At 60.8% G+C, this 16,420-nt stretch carries 19 protein-coding genes; 8 read left to right on the top strand and 11 right to left on the bottom strand.

Annotated elements, in window-relative coordinates:
- Positions 1-4 precede the first annotated feature (4 nt).
- Both BT116_RS13555 and BT116_RS13560 read right to left on the bottom strand, forming a co-directional pair.
- On the bottom strand, positions 5-265 hold the full coding sequence (locus tag BT116_RS13555; protein WP_072344436.1) for a putative signal transducing protein: 261 nt from the start codon (positions 263-265) through the stop codon (positions 5-7).
- A 14-nt stretch (positions 266-279) separates the two neighbouring features.
- Complete coding sequence (locus BT116_RS13560; protein WP_072344439.1) at positions 280-462, bottom strand: CPXCG motif-containing cysteine-rich protein; 183 nt, start codon at positions 460-462, stop codon at positions 280-282.
- 139 nt (positions 463-601) lie between these two features.
- On the opposite strand from BT116_RS13560, the gene BT116_RS13565 reads away from it, so the two are divergent.
- Complete coding sequence (locus BT116_RS13565) at positions 602-1,768, top strand: 1-acyl-sn-glycerol-3-phosphate acyltransferase (RefSeq protein WP_072344443.1); 1,167 nt, start codon at positions 602-604, stop codon at positions 1,766-1,768.
- 209 nt (positions 1,769-1,977) lie between these two features.
- Here the strand turns inward: BT116_RS13565 and BT116_RS13570 are convergent, their stop codons facing one another.
- On the bottom strand, positions 1,978-2,259 hold the full coding sequence (locus BT116_RS13570; protein ID WP_072344446.1) for a hypothetical protein: 282 nt from the start codon (positions 2,257-2,259) through the stop codon (positions 1,978-1,980).
- 350 nt (positions 2,260-2,609) lie between these two features.
- Between BT116_RS13570 and BT116_RS13575 the strand changes: the two genes are divergently transcribed.
- On the top strand, positions 2,610-2,816 hold the full coding sequence (locus BT116_RS13575; RefSeq protein WP_003185312.1) for a hypothetical protein: 207 nt from the start codon (positions 2,610-2,612) through the stop codon (positions 2,814-2,816).
- Positions 2,817-2,878: 62 nt separating this feature from the next.
- Here the strand turns inward: BT116_RS13575 and BT116_RS13580 are convergent, their stop codons facing one another.
- Positions 2,879-3,463 carry a YajG family lipoprotein gene (locus BT116_RS13580; RefSeq protein ID WP_003205489.1) on the bottom strand — a complete coding sequence of 195 codons (585 nt, stop codon included), beginning with the start codon at positions 3,461-3,463 and terminating at the stop codon, positions 2,879-2,881.
- Positions 3,464-3,668: 205 nt separating this feature from the next.
- On the opposite strand from BT116_RS13580, the gene BT116_RS13585 reads away from it, so the two are divergent.
- A complete protein-coding gene (locus tag BT116_RS13585; protein ID WP_072344449.1) occupies positions 3,669-3,902 on the top strand; it encodes a hypothetical protein in 234 nt (77 codons plus the stop codon).
- 738 nt (positions 3,903-4,640) lie between these two features.
- A complete protein-coding gene (gene mqo, locus BT116_RS13590; RefSeq protein ID WP_072344452.1) occupies positions 4,641-6,146 on the top strand; it encodes a malate dehydrogenase (quinone) in 1,506 nt (501 codons plus the stop codon).
- A gap of 56 nt (positions 6,147-6,202) precedes the next feature.
- On the opposite strand, the gene BT116_RS13595 is transcribed toward mqo, so the two are convergent.
- The 3 genes from BT116_RS13595 to BT116_RS13605 form a co-directional block, all read right to left on the bottom strand.
- Positions 6,203-6,667 carry a hypothetical protein gene (locus BT116_RS13595; RefSeq protein WP_072344455.1) on the bottom strand — a complete coding sequence of 155 codons (465 nt, stop codon included), beginning with the start codon at positions 6,665-6,667 and terminating at the stop codon, positions 6,203-6,205.
- A gap of 187 nt (positions 6,668-6,854) precedes the next feature.
- Complete coding sequence (locus BT116_RS13600) at positions 6,855-7,142, bottom strand: PA4642 family protein (RefSeq protein WP_072344458.1); 288 nt, start codon at positions 7,140-7,142, stop codon at positions 6,855-6,857.
- A 61-nt stretch (positions 7,143-7,203) separates the two neighbouring features.
- Positions 7,204-7,689 (bottom strand): hypothetical protein, encoded by a 486-nt coding sequence (locus tag BT116_RS13605; protein WP_072344462.1) that lies wholly within the window; start codon positions 7,687-7,689, stop codon positions 7,204-7,206.
- Positions 7,690-8,009: 320 nt separating this feature from the next.
- Here BT116_RS13605 and dauA point away from each other — a divergent pair, with 320 nt between their 5' ends.
- Positions 8,010-9,749 (top strand): C4-dicarboxylic acid transporter DauA, encoded by a 1,740-nt coding sequence (gene dauA, locus BT116_RS13610; RefSeq protein ID WP_072344465.1) that lies wholly within the window; start codon positions 8,010-8,012, stop codon positions 9,747-9,749.
- 196 nt (positions 9,750-9,945) lie between these two features.
- On the opposite strand, the gene BT116_RS13615 is transcribed toward dauA, so the two are convergent.
- Positions 9,946-10,419: a WbuC family cupin fold metalloprotein gene (locus BT116_RS13615; protein ID WP_072344470.1), complete on the bottom strand. Its 474-nt coding sequence runs from the start codon at positions 10,417-10,419 to the stop codon at positions 9,946-9,948.
- 3 nt (positions 10,420-10,422) lie between these two features.
- A complete protein-coding gene (locus tag BT116_RS13620) occupies positions 10,423-10,980 on the bottom strand; it encodes a hypoxanthine-guanine phosphoribosyltransferase (RefSeq protein ID WP_053125250.1) in 558 nt (185 codons plus the stop codon).
- A 164-nt stretch (positions 10,981-11,144) separates the two neighbouring features.
- Between BT116_RS13620 and upp the strand changes: the two genes are divergently transcribed.
- Positions 11,145-11,783, top strand: coding sequence for a uracil phosphoribosyltransferase (gene upp / locus BT116_RS13625; protein ID WP_003185330.1), 639 nt, complete (start codon positions 11,145-11,147; stop codon positions 11,781-11,783).
- A gap of 2 nt (positions 11,784-11,785) precedes the next feature.
- A complete protein-coding gene (locus BT116_RS13630) occupies positions 11,786-13,060 on the top strand; it encodes a uracil-xanthine permease family protein (RefSeq protein ID WP_072344472.1) in 1,275 nt (424 codons plus the stop codon).
- Positions 13,061-13,180: 120 nt separating this feature from the next.
- On the opposite strand, the gene hemH is transcribed toward BT116_RS13630, so the two are convergent.
- Both hemH and BT116_RS13640 read right to left on the bottom strand, forming a co-directional pair.
- Positions 13,181-14,206 carry a ferrochelatase gene (gene hemH, locus BT116_RS13635; RefSeq protein ID WP_072344475.1) on the bottom strand — a complete coding sequence of 342 codons (1,026 nt, stop codon included), beginning with the start codon at positions 14,204-14,206 and terminating at the stop codon, positions 13,181-13,183.
- Between the two features lie 13 nt (positions 14,207-14,219).
- Positions 14,220-15,119 (bottom strand): TIGR01777 family oxidoreductase, encoded by a 900-nt coding sequence (locus BT116_RS13640; protein ID WP_072344478.1) that lies wholly within the window; start codon positions 15,117-15,119, stop codon positions 14,220-14,222.
- Positions 15,120-15,315: 196 nt separating this feature from the next.
- On the opposite strand from BT116_RS13640, the gene BT116_RS13645 reads away from it, so the two are divergent.
- Positions 15,316-16,302, top strand: coding sequence for an NAD(P)/FAD-dependent oxidoreductase (locus BT116_RS13645; RefSeq protein ID WP_072344481.1), 987 nt, complete (start codon positions 15,316-15,318; stop codon positions 16,300-16,302).
- Positions 16,303-16,420 lie beyond the last annotated feature (118 nt).

The following is a 16,420-nucleotide window of genomic DNA, read 5'->3' on the forward strand; positions in this document are numbered from 1 at the left end:
CAGCCTAACAGACCAGCGTACCGGGATAGCTGTCCGGTTCATCGCCGGGCAACGGCAGTGCGGCATTGTACGCGGCGATCAACTCCCGGGCGTATTGCGCCTGGTCATCTTCCACTGCCAGTCCCAGCAAGCCCTGCATGGGCAACTCCCCTGCACCGCCCAGCAAATCGCGCCCCACCAGATGTGCCGTGATGCCTTCACTGGCAAGCATGCCTTGCAACAACTCGCCTTCCATCAGGTTTTCCAGCTCGTAGATTCGCCGCATCGGTGTCGCCCCCGTCAGTCGTTTTCGCTGAAGACCTCGAGATGCCATTCCTCGCCATGGACCTGCAACACAAAGGTGATTGGCCGGCAACAGACCTGACAATCCTCGATGTAGGTCTGATCGCCGCCGGACAAGTCCAGGGATGTCTCTACGTCCTCCCCACAATAGGGACATTCATAATGAGCGCTTTCCAGCATCGCGGTCTCCCAGGTGACTTGTGCGTATAATCGCCGGTCTATTTGCAGGGCTATTTTTGTCTGGCTTATCTTCCAGGCCGTGCCCTGTCGTTTTTTCGTCAGAACCTTTACTTACCCTAGCCGTTTCCAACAAGAGAGCATGATGGGCGAATTCGATGCCATCCGACCTTACGACGACAGCGAAGTCCCAGCGGTGCTGGCACGACTGCTCGGCGACAAGGCGTTTCTAGATATCCTCACCCACTTCCGCTTCCCACGCCTGGCCGGCGCCTTCGGCTGGGTGCTCAAACCCCTTATAGCGCAAAGATTGCGCCGTGAGTTCGCCGCAGTGACGTCGGTGGCCACGTTGCAGGACAAAGTGGAGTTCTATGTCGACCACACCATCGAGCGCGCCACCGACGGCGTGACCTATACCGGTGTGGAGCAGTTCAAGTCCGGCAGTGCGTATCTGTTCATCGCCAACCACCGCGATATCGTGATGGACCCGGCCTTCGTCAACTACGCCGTATACCACGCCGGCCTGCCGACGCCGCGCATCGCCATTGGCGACAACCTGCTGCAAAAGCCCTTTGTCAGCGACCTGATGCGCCTGAACAAGAGCTTCATCGTGCACCGCTCCATCACCGGGCGGCGGGAAAAAATGGCGGCATACCAGTTGTTGTCGGCGTACATCAACCATTCGATCCGCAACGACTGCGCCTCGATCTGGATCGCCCAGGCCGAAGGACGGGCCAAGGACGGTGACGACCGGACCGAATCGGCGATCCTCAAGATGTTCCACATGAGCCGCAAGGACGAGCCGTTCGGCGAAGTGATCCAGTCACTGAACCTCACCCCGGTGTCGATCAGCTACGAATACGACCCGTGCGACCAGGCCAAGGCCCGCGAGTTGTACATCCGCGCAACCACCGGCACCTACACCAAGGCTCCGGGCGAGGACGACGTGAGCATCGCCAAGGGCATCACCGGCTATAAGGGCCGGGTCCACGTGAACTTCGCCGCGCCCATCACCGAGTTGTTCGAGGACACCAAGCAACTGGCCCAGGAGATGGATCGGCAGATTCTCGGCGGCTACCGCCTGTTCCCGGTGCACTACCTGGCTTATGCCCAATGGGCCGACGCCGACCCGCAGTTGCAGGTGCCCAAGGCGGCCGAGGTGTTTGGTGCCGAAGAACTGGCCAAGGCCCAGGAAGAATGGCAGCGCCGGCTGGACGCTTGCCCGCCGGAACACCGGCCGTTCCTGGTACTGCAATACGCGACGCCGGTGCGGAATCAGTATCGGGTCAAGGCGGGGTTGGCGCTTTAAGCGACAGGTCTGAGGACACGGTTCCCTGTGGCGAGGGAGCTTGCTGTGGCGAGGGGATTTATCCCCGCTGGGCTGCGCAGCAGCCCCAAACCCTGACAGCTCGGTAAGTCTGGTCGATCACATCAACCTGGTCAGGGCTGCTAGGCAGCCCAAGGGGGATAAATCCCCTCGCCACAGGCCACCATGCCCCGATCAAAACGGTTATCTCATCAGAACTGCGTACTGATCCACGACACCAGCAACGCCAGCGCCAGGCAGCCAAAGCCGAACCGATAGAAGAATCGGTTCATCCGCTGGGTGGCCAGATCCAGCAGCGCTTCGAAGCGTTCGTTGCCATCGCGATTGCGCGCTTCAAGGCAAGCCCGCGCCCGCTGTTCACGGCGGCGCGTCGCATGCAGCACCCAACCGCCCGGGCAGGCAAACAGCAACGCAAGCAAGTTGATCAGTTTGGCGGGGTGGGCGGCGAACAACGAAAGCAGATGCAGCGACATCACGAACCTCAAGCGAAAAACGGACAGGACACGTCCGTGGCCTACGAACAGGGCGCGGATTCTACCGAAAGCCTGCCGCCCTGCACCGTTTTTTCCGACCAGTAACGACCTTCTCCGGCGCCTTCGGATGTTGGCGTAGTGACTTTGTGGCGAGGGGATTCATCCCCGCTGGGCTGCGAAGCAGCCCCGAGCTTTCTACAACCCAAGAGCTTGCGAGTGCTACGCACTCGAACGGGGATAAATCCCCTCGCCACAGGAGAAAGGCCTTAATTCGTCGTAATTCCTTGCGTCACGGTTTCGTCATCTGATTAGGCCACTCTGTCGCCCTTCAAACCTGCCCGGAACCCCTCATGTTGCACGCCGAAAACCAGGATCGCCTGTATCTCATCAGCCCAAGCGACGAACAACAGAACCTCGTCGACAGCCTGTCCTTCAACGTGCAGGACCGACATTGGCTGGTGTATTGCGCCCTCGGCGGCCATCAACATGCCGACCTTCCAGAGACCGACCTGCTGACCGGGATCAGTGTGCTGGAGTTCTATTCCCAGGCCGCCTGAGAACATCGCCCATAAAAAACCCCTGTGGGGCAAGCTCCCACAGGGGTTGTGAGGTTTGTCACTTATTCAGCCAGCACTTGCCCAATGGTCGGATCCTTGAACAGCCGGGTCAGGGCATCGCTCAAGACGTCGCTGACCAGCTTGGTGTTGGTGTCCTGGTTAGGCGCCATGCCGAAACGCTGGTCCAGGGAAGCACCGTAACGACCGCTGTAGCGGCGGTTGGCGTTCTGCACGTCGGAGCGGAAGGTCGCGCCGATGGTGGCCTCGGTCACGTACATGCCTTCCTTGGGTGACTGATACTTGAGCTCGGCCAGGGTTACGGTCAGTTGCGGTGCATTCAAGGCATTGGCGGTCGGCGTGAAGCCCAGCAAACGCACGGCAGCTTCAGCCTGGGCCTGCAGCTTGGGCAGGATCTGCGCGCCCTGCACCGTGATCACACTGGTTTCCGGATACAGCCCGCCACGAGTACCGAGCGTCGGCGACGGACGACCGTCCACCACTCGCACCACCACCGGCTGGCCACGACCCACAGGCGCCAGTTGGGCATTGAGCTTGGGCTCCGGGTTAAGTTGTTGCGGGCTGTGGGCGCAGCCGACGAGGGTCAGACTGGTCACAGCGATCAAACCGAACAACAGGCGTTGCAACATGCTCTTCTCTCCAGAATCGGGCACAAACAGGCCGGCAGTATAGCGGTGCGCCATCGCCGTGAACTAGCGTCGCACGATGAATACTGAAATGTCTGACACGGGCCGTGGTTGCCGGTTCCTGTCACCCCATTGTCACGGTCCTTACACCGGCATGTCATAGCCCGCTGTCAGGCTTGCCCCAAGCTCCCTGACCCGGTATCCGATCATGCGCTTCCTTATTTCCCTATTCACCCCTCGCCCTCATCACCGCAGCTTCGCCTTGCTCGATCGCAACGGCCGTTGCCAGGCGTTCAAGCAGTGCAGCCTGCAACCCATGGGCGAAGGCTGGGTGGAAATCGAAGAGATCCGTCTCAACTGGTTGCACCAGCCATTGCCCGCCAGCGCCCGCGTGCAACCGCTTCCTGCCCGCGCACGTAACCGGCAGCTGTTGACCATCTGACCGGACGGCTAATAAAAGTCATTAAACACGACCATTTCCCTGCGTTTCTTCGATACAATCTCCCCCCGATTATAAGGACGTCTCCTGATCGGGCCTCGCAACACCGCTGATGCGCTGGTATTGGCACCCCGCAACGCCCACAGAGAGCCGCCCACACAGATCGAGTGAAGCTGGCGCGCTTGCTGTTCCTCCAGGCAAATCACCACTTTTCGCGAATCTGCAGAGCTGTCATTACGCTCGGTCACTGAGCTGTCTGCCCGTTTTGCCTGTCATGTACTCCATGGGGGCAACCAAACCGGGCGCAGTGCCAGGCTGGGACAGCCCTTTTTTGAGGTTCACGTCTTCAAAAGAGCGTGAAAAAACGGGTTTTCACAACTTCACGAGAGTGTGGCGAGCAAATGAAGAGTTTTGCGTCTGAACAAGCACCATTAGCGTCTGAAACAGCCCAACGACACAGGACCGGATATCGCTCAAGAACCGGCGCCTGAAGCCTGTCCGCTACGGATTTGGTTGCACGAACGGATGTCTCGGCCATAAGTCGAATTGCCTGCCCGGCGTTTAAATGAGTTCATGTGACTCTTGAGGCCAGGCTGCATGCATCCGCAGTAGGTGCGAAAAATTGCGAAGATTCGGACATGGCGATCCTGGCCATGGATAACTGGGGCGCAACTGACCTGCCCCGCCAATCCTGGCCGCTATGCCGACAATTTGGTGCTGCAGATTTTGGAGACGCGTTAAATGGCGCATAACGAAGCAGTCGATGTAGTTCTGGTAGGGGCCGGCATCATGAGTGCCACCCTGGCCGTACTGCTCAAGGAGCTCGACCCCGCGATCTCGCTGGAAGTCGTCGAGCTGATGGATTCCGGTGCCGCGGAGAGTTCCAACCCATGGAACAACGCCGGTACCGGCCACGCCGGGCTGTGTGAGCTCAATTACACGCCCCAGGCAGCCGATGGCAGTGTCGACATCAAGAAAGCCGTGCACATCAACACCCAGTTCGAGGTGTCGAAGCAGTTCTGGACGTACCTGACTAAAAAAGGCACGTTCGGCTCATCCAAATCGTTCATCGCCCCGGTGCCGCACCTGAGTTTCGTGCAGGGTGAGAAAGGCGTGTCGTTCCTGAAGAAGCGCTTCGAGCTGATGCGCCAGCATCACGCCTTCGCCGACATGGAATACACCGAGGACAAGGCCCGGATGGCAGAGTGGATGCCGCTGATGATGCCTGGCCGGCCGGCCGATGAGGTCATCGCCGCCACTCGCGTCATGAACGGCACCGACGTCAACTTCGGCGCCCTGACCAACCAGTTGCTCAAGCACCTGACCAGCGCCCCGGACACTCAGGTCAAATACTGCAAGCGCGTCACCGGCCTCAAGCGCAACGGCAGTGGCTGGACCGTGAGCATCAAGGACGTCAACTCCGGCAGCACCCGCGAAGTCGACGCCAAGTTCGTGTTCCTTGGTGCCGGCGGTGCGGCGTTGCCGCTGCTGCAAGCCTCGGGCATCGAGGAAAGCAAGGGCTTCGGCGGCTTCCCGGTCAGTGGCCAGTGGCTGCGTTGCGACAACCCGGAAGTGGTCAAGCACCATCAGGCCAAGGTCTACAGCCAGGCCGCCGTGGGCTCGCCGCCGATGTCGGTGCCGCACCTGGACACCCGTGTAGTCGATGGCAAGAAATCCCTGCTGTTCGGGCCATACGCCGGTTTCACCACCAAGTTCCTCAAGCACGGCTCGATCATGGACCTGCCGCTGTCGGTACGTGCCGGCAACATCGGCCCGATGCTGGCCGTGGCCCGGGACAACATGGACCTGACCAAGTACCTGATCAGCGAAGTCATGCAGTCCATGGAACAGCGCCTGGAATCCCTGCGTCGCTTCTACCCCGAGGCGAAAGCCGAGGACTGGCGCCTGGAAGTGGCCGGCCAGCGGGTGCAGATCATCAAGAAAGACCCGAAGAAAGGTGGCGTCCTGCAGTTCGGCACCGAACTGGTGGCGGCCAAGGACGGCAGCCTCGCCGCCCTGCTCGGCGCATCGCCGGGTGCTTCGGTGACCGTGTCGATCATGCTGGAACTGATCGAGCGCTGCTTCCCGGACAAAGCCAAGGGCGAGTGGGCTGCCAAGCTCGCAGAGATCTTCCCGGCCCGGGAAAAAGTGTTGGAAACCGACGCGACGCTGTATCGCAAGATCAACGCGCAGAACAACATTGCGTTGGAGTTGGTTGAAGACAGCAAGGCTCAAAGTTACGCCTGATACTGTGTACTGATAAAAAGCCTCCCGTGCAAACAGGAGGCTTTTTATTACCCGCATTATGACTTCATACTGAACTTGATGCGTGTTCCGCCATGACGAACATAATCATCGTCATCTTCAACCTCTAGTAACTCCGCAACACAGGCACCTGCCGGTTTCGCTTCAACCCAGCGCCGATAAGGCATTGTCTGTCCGTCACTCACCGGCACGCCAGGAATATGCCCGAAACTGAAATGGCAGGTGCGGTTTCCTTGGGTGTAGGTAAATGACTCCCGCTCGGCACGCGCCTGGGGCAAATAATAGGTCAGCTCCTGGCGCTCCCCAGGACTTATCGAAAAGCTGTGACCCGCATTTTCCGGGGCCAGAGACCACGTGAAATCGCTACCCGGCACAATGACCGCTGACGTTGCGTTGAATATTTCCACATTGACGATCTCATCGAACGCATTGGAAACCGAACTTGCCAGACAGCCGATCAGGGCCAATAAACACCCGGCGATACATTTACCTTTATCTTCCATGATAAATAAAACTCCATTTAGCGATTGAAATGAAACCCCTTGGTTTCAACCCAAAAGTAATGGAAATCCAGTTAAAACAAAACAGCCCGAATGGTGACATAACCTTTCGGGCTTAGTTGAGTACGTCATGAAATACTGATGCAGACACTCAAACGTCGTGACGGACGCGGACATGACATTAACGCGATCAGCCACGCGCCTTATTGATCAGTTCAATGTATTCCTCGGCGTTACGCTGGTTCTGGATCAACGCCACGAAATCGTTGCCGTGCTCATCCTTGCCATTAAGGTCGTAACCGGCCTCCACGAAAAACGTCAGGAACCGCTCGAAGTCATCGACCCGCAGCCCACGGTAGGCCTTGATCAGTTTGTGCAGCGACGGCGACGTGGCATCGACCGGTTCGAAATTGAGGAACAGCTTGATCTGTTCATCGCCAATCTCGTCGCCAATCACTTGTTTCTTGTCTTTACGCATTGCCGGCTCCAGCTCGCACAGTTCACGGGGCGGGCAGTTTACCCCCGGCAGGCCTCGCGGCTCAACGCGGGCGTTCGGCACCGGTGTGCAGGTCGGCCCAGATATGACCGTTGGCGTAGGTGAGAAACTGCACGTAGACCGTGTTGTTGCGCAGCAGATCGATGACCACCCGGTACTGAGCCTGAGGATAAGACAGCGTCAGGGTCTTGCTCGCCTCGTCGAAAACCGGTTTCTTCAGGCTTTTGCTTTCGCCGTCGAAGTTAAGGATCACCTGGCTGAGGGTCGCGCCCTTGTTCATCGGCTTGCCCTTGAGACGGACCAGCAAGGGCGAAGTGACCGGTATCGGTTGCTGGTTGGACTGACGCTGGTTACCCAGCACCACCGAATACTCGGTCACTTGCAGCAACTGCTGCTGCTCAGGCTGCTCCTGGCGCACCACCAGGTCATCCGGCGGCAGGAACTGGCTGTGCATCGGCGCGGCCACGGCCGTCAAGGGTAGGCAGGCGATCAACAGTGAAGTGGCGCAGCGGCGGATCGATACACGCATGACAACCTCCAGAATCTTGGCCGGGCACTCTAGCATGAGCAGGAACGCTGGAAATAAACGATCCAGGTCAATACATCCGCGCCATGGGCACGGCATACTCAAGGAGCCATCAGCCCTCGCATCACAGATGCCTCTTGTGGCGAGGGGATTTATCCCCGCTGGGCTGCGAAGCAGACCTAAACCGGATACTCGGTGAATCAGACAGAACACCCCAACCCGATGGGGGCCGCTTCGCAGCCCAACGGGGATAAATCCCCTCGCCACAAGTTGAGTGTTTGCCGGGAATTCGATATTAGCCCCGTTCACTTCGTGGAGTTTCTATGGCCTTCTCCGCCCCACCGATATTTGCCGCCTGGCGCCAGACCTGGCGCGCCGGCTACAACCTGGAACGCCTGCGTGGAGACCTGGTGGCCGGGCTGACCGTCGGCATCATCGCCATCCCCCTGGCCATGGCCCTGGCGATTGCCGTTGGCGTGCCGCCGCAACATGGCTTGTACACGGTGCTGGTGGCCGCGCCCTTGATCGCCCTCACCGGCGGCTCGCGCTTTAACGTCAGCGGGCCGACGGCGGCATTCGTGGTAATCCTGCTGCCCATCACGCAACAGCACGGCCTGGGCGGCCTGTTGTTATGCACCATGCTCGCGGGCCTGATCTTGATCACCCTGGGCCTGATGCGCGCCGGACGGCTGATCCAATACATCCCCTACCCGGTGATCCTCGGCTTTACCGCAGGGATCGGCGTGGTCATCGCCACCTTGCAACTGAAGGACCTGCTGGGGTTGACCACCGTCGGGCAAGCCAAGCACTACATCGAACAGTTGGGCGAACTGATCGTGGCATTGCCCAGTGCCCGGCTCGGCGATGGCATCATCGGCGTCACGTGCCTGGCGGTGCTGTTTGCCTGGCCACGCTGGGTACCGCGGGTTCCCGGGCATTTGGTTGCCTTGCTGGTCGGGGCGCTATTGGGACTGGCGCTGGAGCGCGGCGGTTGGCCGGTGGCGACATTGGGTGAGCGCTTCAGCTACATGGTCGATGGCATCAGCCACCCCGGTATCCCGCCGTTTTTACCGAGCTTCGAGTGGCCTTGGAACCTGCCAGATGGCCAGGGGCATCCCTTGACGCTTTCCTATGATCTGATCCGCCAATTGCTGGGCCCGGCCTTCGCCATTGCCATGCTTGGCGCCATCGAATCGTTGCTGTGCGCCGTGGTGGCGGATGGCATGACCGGCAGCAAGCATGACCCCAATGCCGAGCTGATCGGCCAAGGCCTGGGCAACCTCGTGGCGCCGCTGTTCGGCGGTATCACCGCCACGGCGGCCATTGCCCGCAGCGCGACCAATGTGCGCAGCGGCGCCTCTTCACCGCTGGCGGCGATCATTCACAGCCTTGTGGTGCTGCTGGCGATGGTGTTGCTGGCGCCCCTGTTCAGCTACCTGCCCATGGCAGCCCTGGCGGCGCTACTGGTGATAGTGGCCTGGAACATGAGCGAAGCCGGACACGTGTTGCATACCTTGCGCATCGCCCCGCGCAGCGACGTACTGGTGCTGCTGACCTGCCTTAGCCTGACCGTGCTGTTCGACATGGTCATGGCCGTCGCCGTCGGCCTGCTGCTGGCCGCCGGGCTGTTCATCAAGCGCATGAGCGAACTGACCGACAGCGCCGAACTGCCTCGCCACTTCCACCAGGCCCTGCTGGACATGCCCGAGCATGTGCGCTGCTACGCAATTCGTGGGCCGCTGTTCTTCGGTGCGGCAGAAAAAGCCCTGGACGTGCTGCGCAAGTTCGATCCGGGGGTGCGCGTGGTGGTGGTGGAAATGAGCGCCGTGCCCATGCTGGACATGACCGCGCTGGCTGCGTTTGAAAACATCCTGAAGGATTACCGCAAGCAGGGCATCGGCCTGATCCTGGTCGCGACGGCGCCCAGGGTGCGCCTGAAGCTGCGCCGTGCCGGTATTCATCGCGAGCAGCGGCAATTGGCGTATGTGCAGACCCTGGAGCAGGCGCGGGTCAAGAGCGAGCAGTGGTTGGCCAGCGGCGCGGCTCATCCAAGACTTGCTTGATTCATAGTGAGATCGCTGGTGCACAGCAGATTCATGTGGCGAGGGGATTTATCCCCGCTGGGTTGCGAAGCGACCCCAAACCGATCGACTCGCTCAACCCGGCATACCGAGTCGCCTGATTTCAGGGCTGCTTCGCAACCCAGCGGGGATAAATCCCCTCGCCACAAAAGCTCCGTGCCGGCGACTGATTCGGTGCTCAGTCGAACTGAGCACGCATCCAGGCCCGGTACTCGGCGACGCCTGGCTCACCTTCACGGGGCGCCCAGTGGGCCAGTTCACCTTCGCCCACGGGGCGGTAGGGGCCGGCCTTGCATTCGAACATCAGGCTGTCGGCTTCCAGCACCACCAGTCCGTGATACACGCCGGCCGGCAGGTCGACGCCGAGGCAATCGCCGCCGGCCTGCAAGATGCGCTTGTCCACCACCGCGCCGGCTTCATCGAAGATCAATACCCCCAGCCGGCCCTTGAGCACCAGCAAGGTTTCCGCCTTGTCGGCGCTCAGGTGGCGGTGCGGCGGGATGTAGGTGCAAGGCTGCAAGCCCACCGCCATGCGGTGGCACGGCTCATCCATTTCGTGGAAGTTATGGTGCTGCCGTCCACGAGGGCTGGCCGCGGCTTTTTCGGCCAATCCATCGAACAGTGCATGGTCCAGAAAGCTTGGCCGGGTCATCGACTACATTCCCTTGACGGCGAAAATGCCATTGGCGTTGCGCCAGTAACCTTTGTAGTCCATGCCGTAGCCGAAGATGTAGCGGTCGATACACGGCAGGCCGACGAAATCGGCTTTCAAGTCCGGACGGGCCTTGCGGTCGTGGTCCTTGTCGATCAGCACGGCGGTGTGCACGGCGCGGGCACCGGCGTGTTTGCAGAAGTCGATGATGGCGCCCAGGGTGTGACCTTCGTCGAGGATGTCGTCGATGATCAGCACGTCGCGGTCGATGAACGAAACTTCCGGCTTGGCCTTCCAGAACAAGTCACCGCCGCTGGTTTCGTTGCGATAACGGGTGGCGTGCAGGTAGGACGCTTCCAATGGGAAGTTCAGATAGGTCAGCAGCTTGCCGGAGAAAATCAGTCCGCCATTCATGACGCAGAACACCACCGGATTGGCATCGGCCAGTTGCTCGTTGATTTGCGCACCGACACGGGCGATGGCCGCTTCGACTTCGGCTTCGGTGTACAGGCAGTCAGCCTCTCGCATGATTTGACGGATATGCTCGAGATCAGCGGACATGGCGCTCTCCAGGGGTGGCAGGGTTCGGAAAAGCCGGCAAAGGTACGCATCCCGCCCGGCCAGATCAAGCGTTTGTGGACTAACGTTCTGTATTGTCTATAGGACAACACCCTCGGATAGATTAATCTAGGCCGGTTTTTTTGCCCGCCGCCGGAGCCTTCCCCATGCCCATCCTCGAGATCCGCCATCCGCTGATCAGACACAAACTCGGCCTGATGCGCCGCGCCGATATCAGCACGAAGAACTTCCGTGAACTGGCCCAGGAAGTCGGTGCCCTGCTCACCTACGAGGCCACCAAGGACCTGCCGCTGGAGTCCTATGAAATCGACGGCTGGGCCGGTACGGTCCAGGTGGAGAAAATCGCCGGCAAGAAGATCACCGTGGTGCCGATCCTGCGCGCCGGCATCGGCATGCTCGAGGGCGTACTGAGCCTGATTCCAGGGGCCAAAGTCAGCGCCGTGGGTGTGGCTCGCAACGAGCAGACCCTGCAGGCGCACACCTACCTGGAAAAACTGGTGCCGGAAATCGACGAGCGCCTGGCGATGATCATCGACCCGATGCTCGCCACCGGCAGCTCCATGGTCGCCACCATCGACCTGTTGAAAAAAGCCGGTTGCCGGGATATCCGCGCCATGGTGCTGGTCGCCGCGCCCGAAGGCATCAAGGCCGTGCAAGACGCCCACCCGGACGTGACCATCTACACCGCGTCCATTGACCAGAAACTCAACGAGCACGGTTACATCATCCCGGGCCTGGGCGATGCCGGCGACAAGATCTTCGGCACCAAGCAGAAGGACGCTTGAGCATGCAGGATGAGTTCAACGATCCGCTCTGGCGCCAGGTGCTGTCCGGCGCGCAGATGCTGTTCGTCGCCTTCGGCGCGCTGGTACTGATGCCGCTGATCACCGGGCTGGACCCTAACGTGGCGCTGTTCACGGCCGGCCTGGGAACGATCCTGTTCCAAATCGTCACCGGGCGCCAGGTGCCAGTATTCCTGGCTTCGAGCTTTGCCTTCATCACGCCGATCATCCTCGCCAAGGGCCAGTTCGGCCTGGCCGCGACCATGGGCGGGGTGATGGCGGCAGGTTTCGTCTACACCTTTCTTGGCCTGGCGGTGAAGATCAAGGGCACCGGGTTCATCGACCGGCTGCTGCCGCCGGTGGTCATCGGTCCGGTGATCATCTCCATCGGCCTGGCCATGGCGCCGATTGCCGCCAACATGGCGATGGGCAAGGCCGGCGACGGTACCGAGCTGATTCATTATCAAACCGCGATGCTGATTTCGATGCCGGCCTTGCTCACCACCCTGATCGTGGCGGTGTTCGGCAAAGGCATTTTCCGCCTGGTGCCGATCATTTCCGGCGTGCTGGTGGGCTTCGCCATGGCATTTTTCTTCGGCGTCGTGGACACCGCGAAAATCGCCGCCGCGCCGTGGTTCGCCCTGCCGGCCTTCACCGCACCGGCGTTCAATTGGCAGGCGATCCTGTTCATCGTCCCGGTGGCGCTGGCGCCGGCCATCGAGCACATCGGCGGCGTGATAGCCGTGGGCAGCGTAACCGGTCGCGACTACCTGAAAAAACCCGGCCTGCACCGCACCCTGCTCGGTGACGGCATTGCCACCACCGCCGCCGGCCTGTTCGGCGGCCCGCCCAACACCACCTACGCCGAGGTGACTGGCGCGGTGATGCTGACCAAGAACTACAACCCGAAGATCATGACCTGGGCGGCGATCTTTGCCATCAGCCTGGCATTCATCGGCAAGTTCGGTGCGCTGCTGCAAAGCATCCCGGTGCCGGTGATGGGCGGGATCCTGTGCCTGTTGTTCGGTTCGATTGCGGCAGTGGGCATGAACACCTTGATCCGCCACAAGATCGACCTGGGCGAAGCGCGCAACCTGGTGATCGTTTCGGTCACGCTGGTGTTCGGCATCGGTGGCGTGCTGGTGGGCACCGGCACTGGGCCGGACGACTTCGGTCTCAAAGGCATCGCGTTGTGCGCAGTGGTGGCGATTGCGTTGAACCTGCTGCTGCCAGGCAATGACAGCTGGAAGCACAAGAAGGCGGATGACCCGCTGATTTGATTAGGACTTGATCGCTCCCACGCTCCGCGTGGGAACACCTCTACGGACGCTCCGCGTTCGGCTCTTTGGGACGCGGAGCATCCCCGGCTGCGTTCCCACGCGGAGCGTGGGAACGATCAGCTACAGCGCGATCGGCGCCCGCTCACACAGCGTGCTCAACGCCTTGGCCCACTGCGGCTGGTCATTGAGGCAAGGCACCAGCACCAACTCCTCCCCCCCGGCCTCACGGAACTGCTCGCGCCCGCGATCACCGATTTCTTCCAGGGTCTCGATGCAGTCGGCAACGAACGCCGGGCACATCACCAGCACCTTCTTCACGCCACTTTTAGCCAACTCTTCCAGGCGTGCTTCAGTGTAAGGCTCGATCCACTTGGCACGGCCCAATCGTGATTGGAACGATACCGACCAACTACCATCCGCCAGCCCCATCTGCTCGGCAAACAGTTGCGCGGTGCGAATGCATTGGGCGCGGTAACAGGTCGCCATGACCTCCGGCGGCGCGTTCTTGCAGCAATCGGCGTCTTTGAAGCAATGAAAGCCCGTTGGGTCGAGCTTGGTCAGGTGCCGCTCAGGCAAACCATGGAAACTCAACAACAGGTGATCGTGTTCCTGCATCAGGTACGGCTTGGCGCTGGCCACCAGGGCGTCAACGTATTCGGGCTGATCGTAGAAAGGCTGGAGAATCGAGAACTGCACATCGAGTCTCTTTTCCCGCACGACCCGCTTGGCCTCCTCGATCACCGTGGTCACGGTGCTGTCGGCGAACTGCGGGTACAACGGCGCCAACGTGATCTTCTTGTGCCCCTGGCTCGCCAGCCGCACCAACGCCGACTCAATGGACGGCTCGCCATAACGCATTGCCAGCTCTACCGGTCCCTGGGTCCACTGCGCGGTCATGGCCTGTTGCAGCCGGCGGCTGAGCACCACCAACGGCGAACCCTCCTCCCACCAGATCGAGGCATAGGCATGGGCCGACTGCTCGGGACGCTTGATCAGGATCAGCGACACCAGCAAGCGCCGCACCGGCCATGGCAAGTCGATGACATAAGGATCCATCAGGAATTGATTGAGGTAGCGGCGCACATCGGCCACCGAAGTGGAGGCAGGCGAACCCAGATTCACCAGAAGCAACGCGTGATCGGTCATGCAACGTCCTATTTCAAAGGCGGCTGGACAAGTCTTCCAAGGCCGCAGGCAAATCGGTGAACCGGAATGTGAAACCCGCCGCTTGCAATCGGGCTGGCGTGGCGCGCTGGCTGCCGAGCAACAGCAAGGACAGTTCCCCCAGCGCGATTTTCAACGCAAGCTCCGGCATCGGCACCACGGCTGGCCGATGCAATACATGCCCCAGGGCCTTGGCAAAATCGCGGTTGCGCACCGGGTTCGGAGCGCACGCATTATAAGGACCGCTGACATCAAAGCGGTGCAGAAGAAAATCAATCAGGGCGATTTGATCGTCAATATGAATCCATGGCATCCACTGCCGACCATTGCCGATACGCCCGCCCAGCGCCAGTTTGAACGGCAGCAGCAGCCGCGACAAAAAGCCGCCCTCGGCAGACAGGACCAGGCCGGTACGAACCAGCACCACGCGTATGCCCAACGCCTCGGCCCGTTGCGCGGTTTCTTCCCAGGCGATACACAACTGGCTGGCGAAATCTTCACTCACCGGCCCCGACTCCTCAGTCAACTCACGCTCGCCACCGTCGCCATACCAGCCCACCGCGGAACCGGAAATCAACACCTGCGGTTTCTGCTCGCAACGCTCCAGCCACGCTAGCAAAACCTCCGTCAACGTGATGCGACTGCTCCACAACAACATCTTGCGCTTGTGACTCCAGGGCCGGTCGGCAATCGGCGCTCCCGCGAGGTTGACCACTGCGTCCACCGGCTCGACAACTTCATCGAGCCTGGCAACGCCTCGTACATTTGCCCCACAGATTTTCGCCACCTCTTCGGGCCGGCGACTCCATACCGTCAAGCGATGTCCCTGCCCCAACCAGAGGCGGCAGAGCTGACGTCCGATCAAACCAGTACCGCCGGTCAGCAATATGTGCATGAGATGTTCCTCGCATCGCGTTTTACCCGGCCCATTAGTCTATTTTTATAAGCAGGGATTTTTCGTATCGGACAGGGTCTGTGTTTAACAATAGGACAAGCTGTCCAAACGCGAACGGTAAAACTTATACCAAAAACCCGAATTGTACAGGTTTAAACGACGGCGTAGTCTGTACAGAAAGGTAAACGAGGCCCTCATGACTGTACCTATCGCAATCATCGGCACCGGCATCGCCGGACTTTCAGCCGCCCAGGCCCTGACGGAGGCCGGGCATATCGTTCAACTCTTCGATAAAAGCCACGGCAGCGGCGGACGCATGTCGAGCAAACGCAGCGACGCCGGCGCATTGGACATGGGCGCGCAATACTTCACCGCCCGTGATCGCCGCTTTGTCACGGAGGTCCAGCGCTGGCAAACCAACGGCTGGGCGGCGGAATGGAACCCGCAACTCTACAACTTCCAGAACGGACAACTGAGCCCATCGCCGGACGAACAGACCCGCTGGGTCGGCACACCGCGCATGAGCGCCATCAGCCGCGCCTTGCTCGACAAGTTGCAGGTGCAGTTTTCCTGCCGGATCACCGAGGTGTACCGCGGCCAGGAACACTGGCATTTGCAGGACGCCGAAGGCTTCACCCACGGCCCCTTCGGCCAGGTGGTGATCGCCACGCCCGCGCCCCAGGCCACCGCGTTGCTGGCGGCCGTACCGAAGCTGGCCGCAGTGGCCGCTGGCGTGAAGATGGACCCGACCTGGGCCGTGGCGCTGGCCTTCGAAACACCGCTGGATACGCCCATGGAAGGCTGCTTCGTACAGGACAGCCCCCTGGATTGGCTGGCGCGCAACCGCAGCAAGCCGGGACGCGACAACACGCTCGACACCTGGGTACTGCACGCTACCAGCGACTGGAGCCGGCAGCACATCGACCTGTCCAAGGAAGCGGTGATCGAACATCTGCATGGCGCCTTCGCCGAACTGCTGCACAGCGCGATGCCCGCACCGAGCTTCAGCGTGGCCCATCGCTGGCTCTACGCCCGCCCCGCCGGCAACCACGAGTGGGGCGCCTTGGCCGATGCCGACCTGGGCCTGTATGTGTGCGGCGACTGGTGCCTGTCCGGCCGGGTCGAAGGCGCATGGCTCAGCGGCCAGGAGGCCGCACGCCGCCTGCACGCAAGCCTGCAGTAAGCGCATCACCCATCGATATTCGCTGCTGTCGAAAGAGACAGCAGCCTGCCTGCGACACAGATTGACGTCGCCTCGCCACACAATCCGGTTGACTTGTGCACGTTCGGACCTATGATGA

The organism is Pseudomonas sp. NFACC16-2 (assembly GCF_900119205.1).
Lineage (GTDB): Bacteria > Pseudomonadota > Gammaproteobacteria > Pseudomonadales > Pseudomonadaceae > Aquipseudomonas > Aquipseudomonas fluorescens_Q.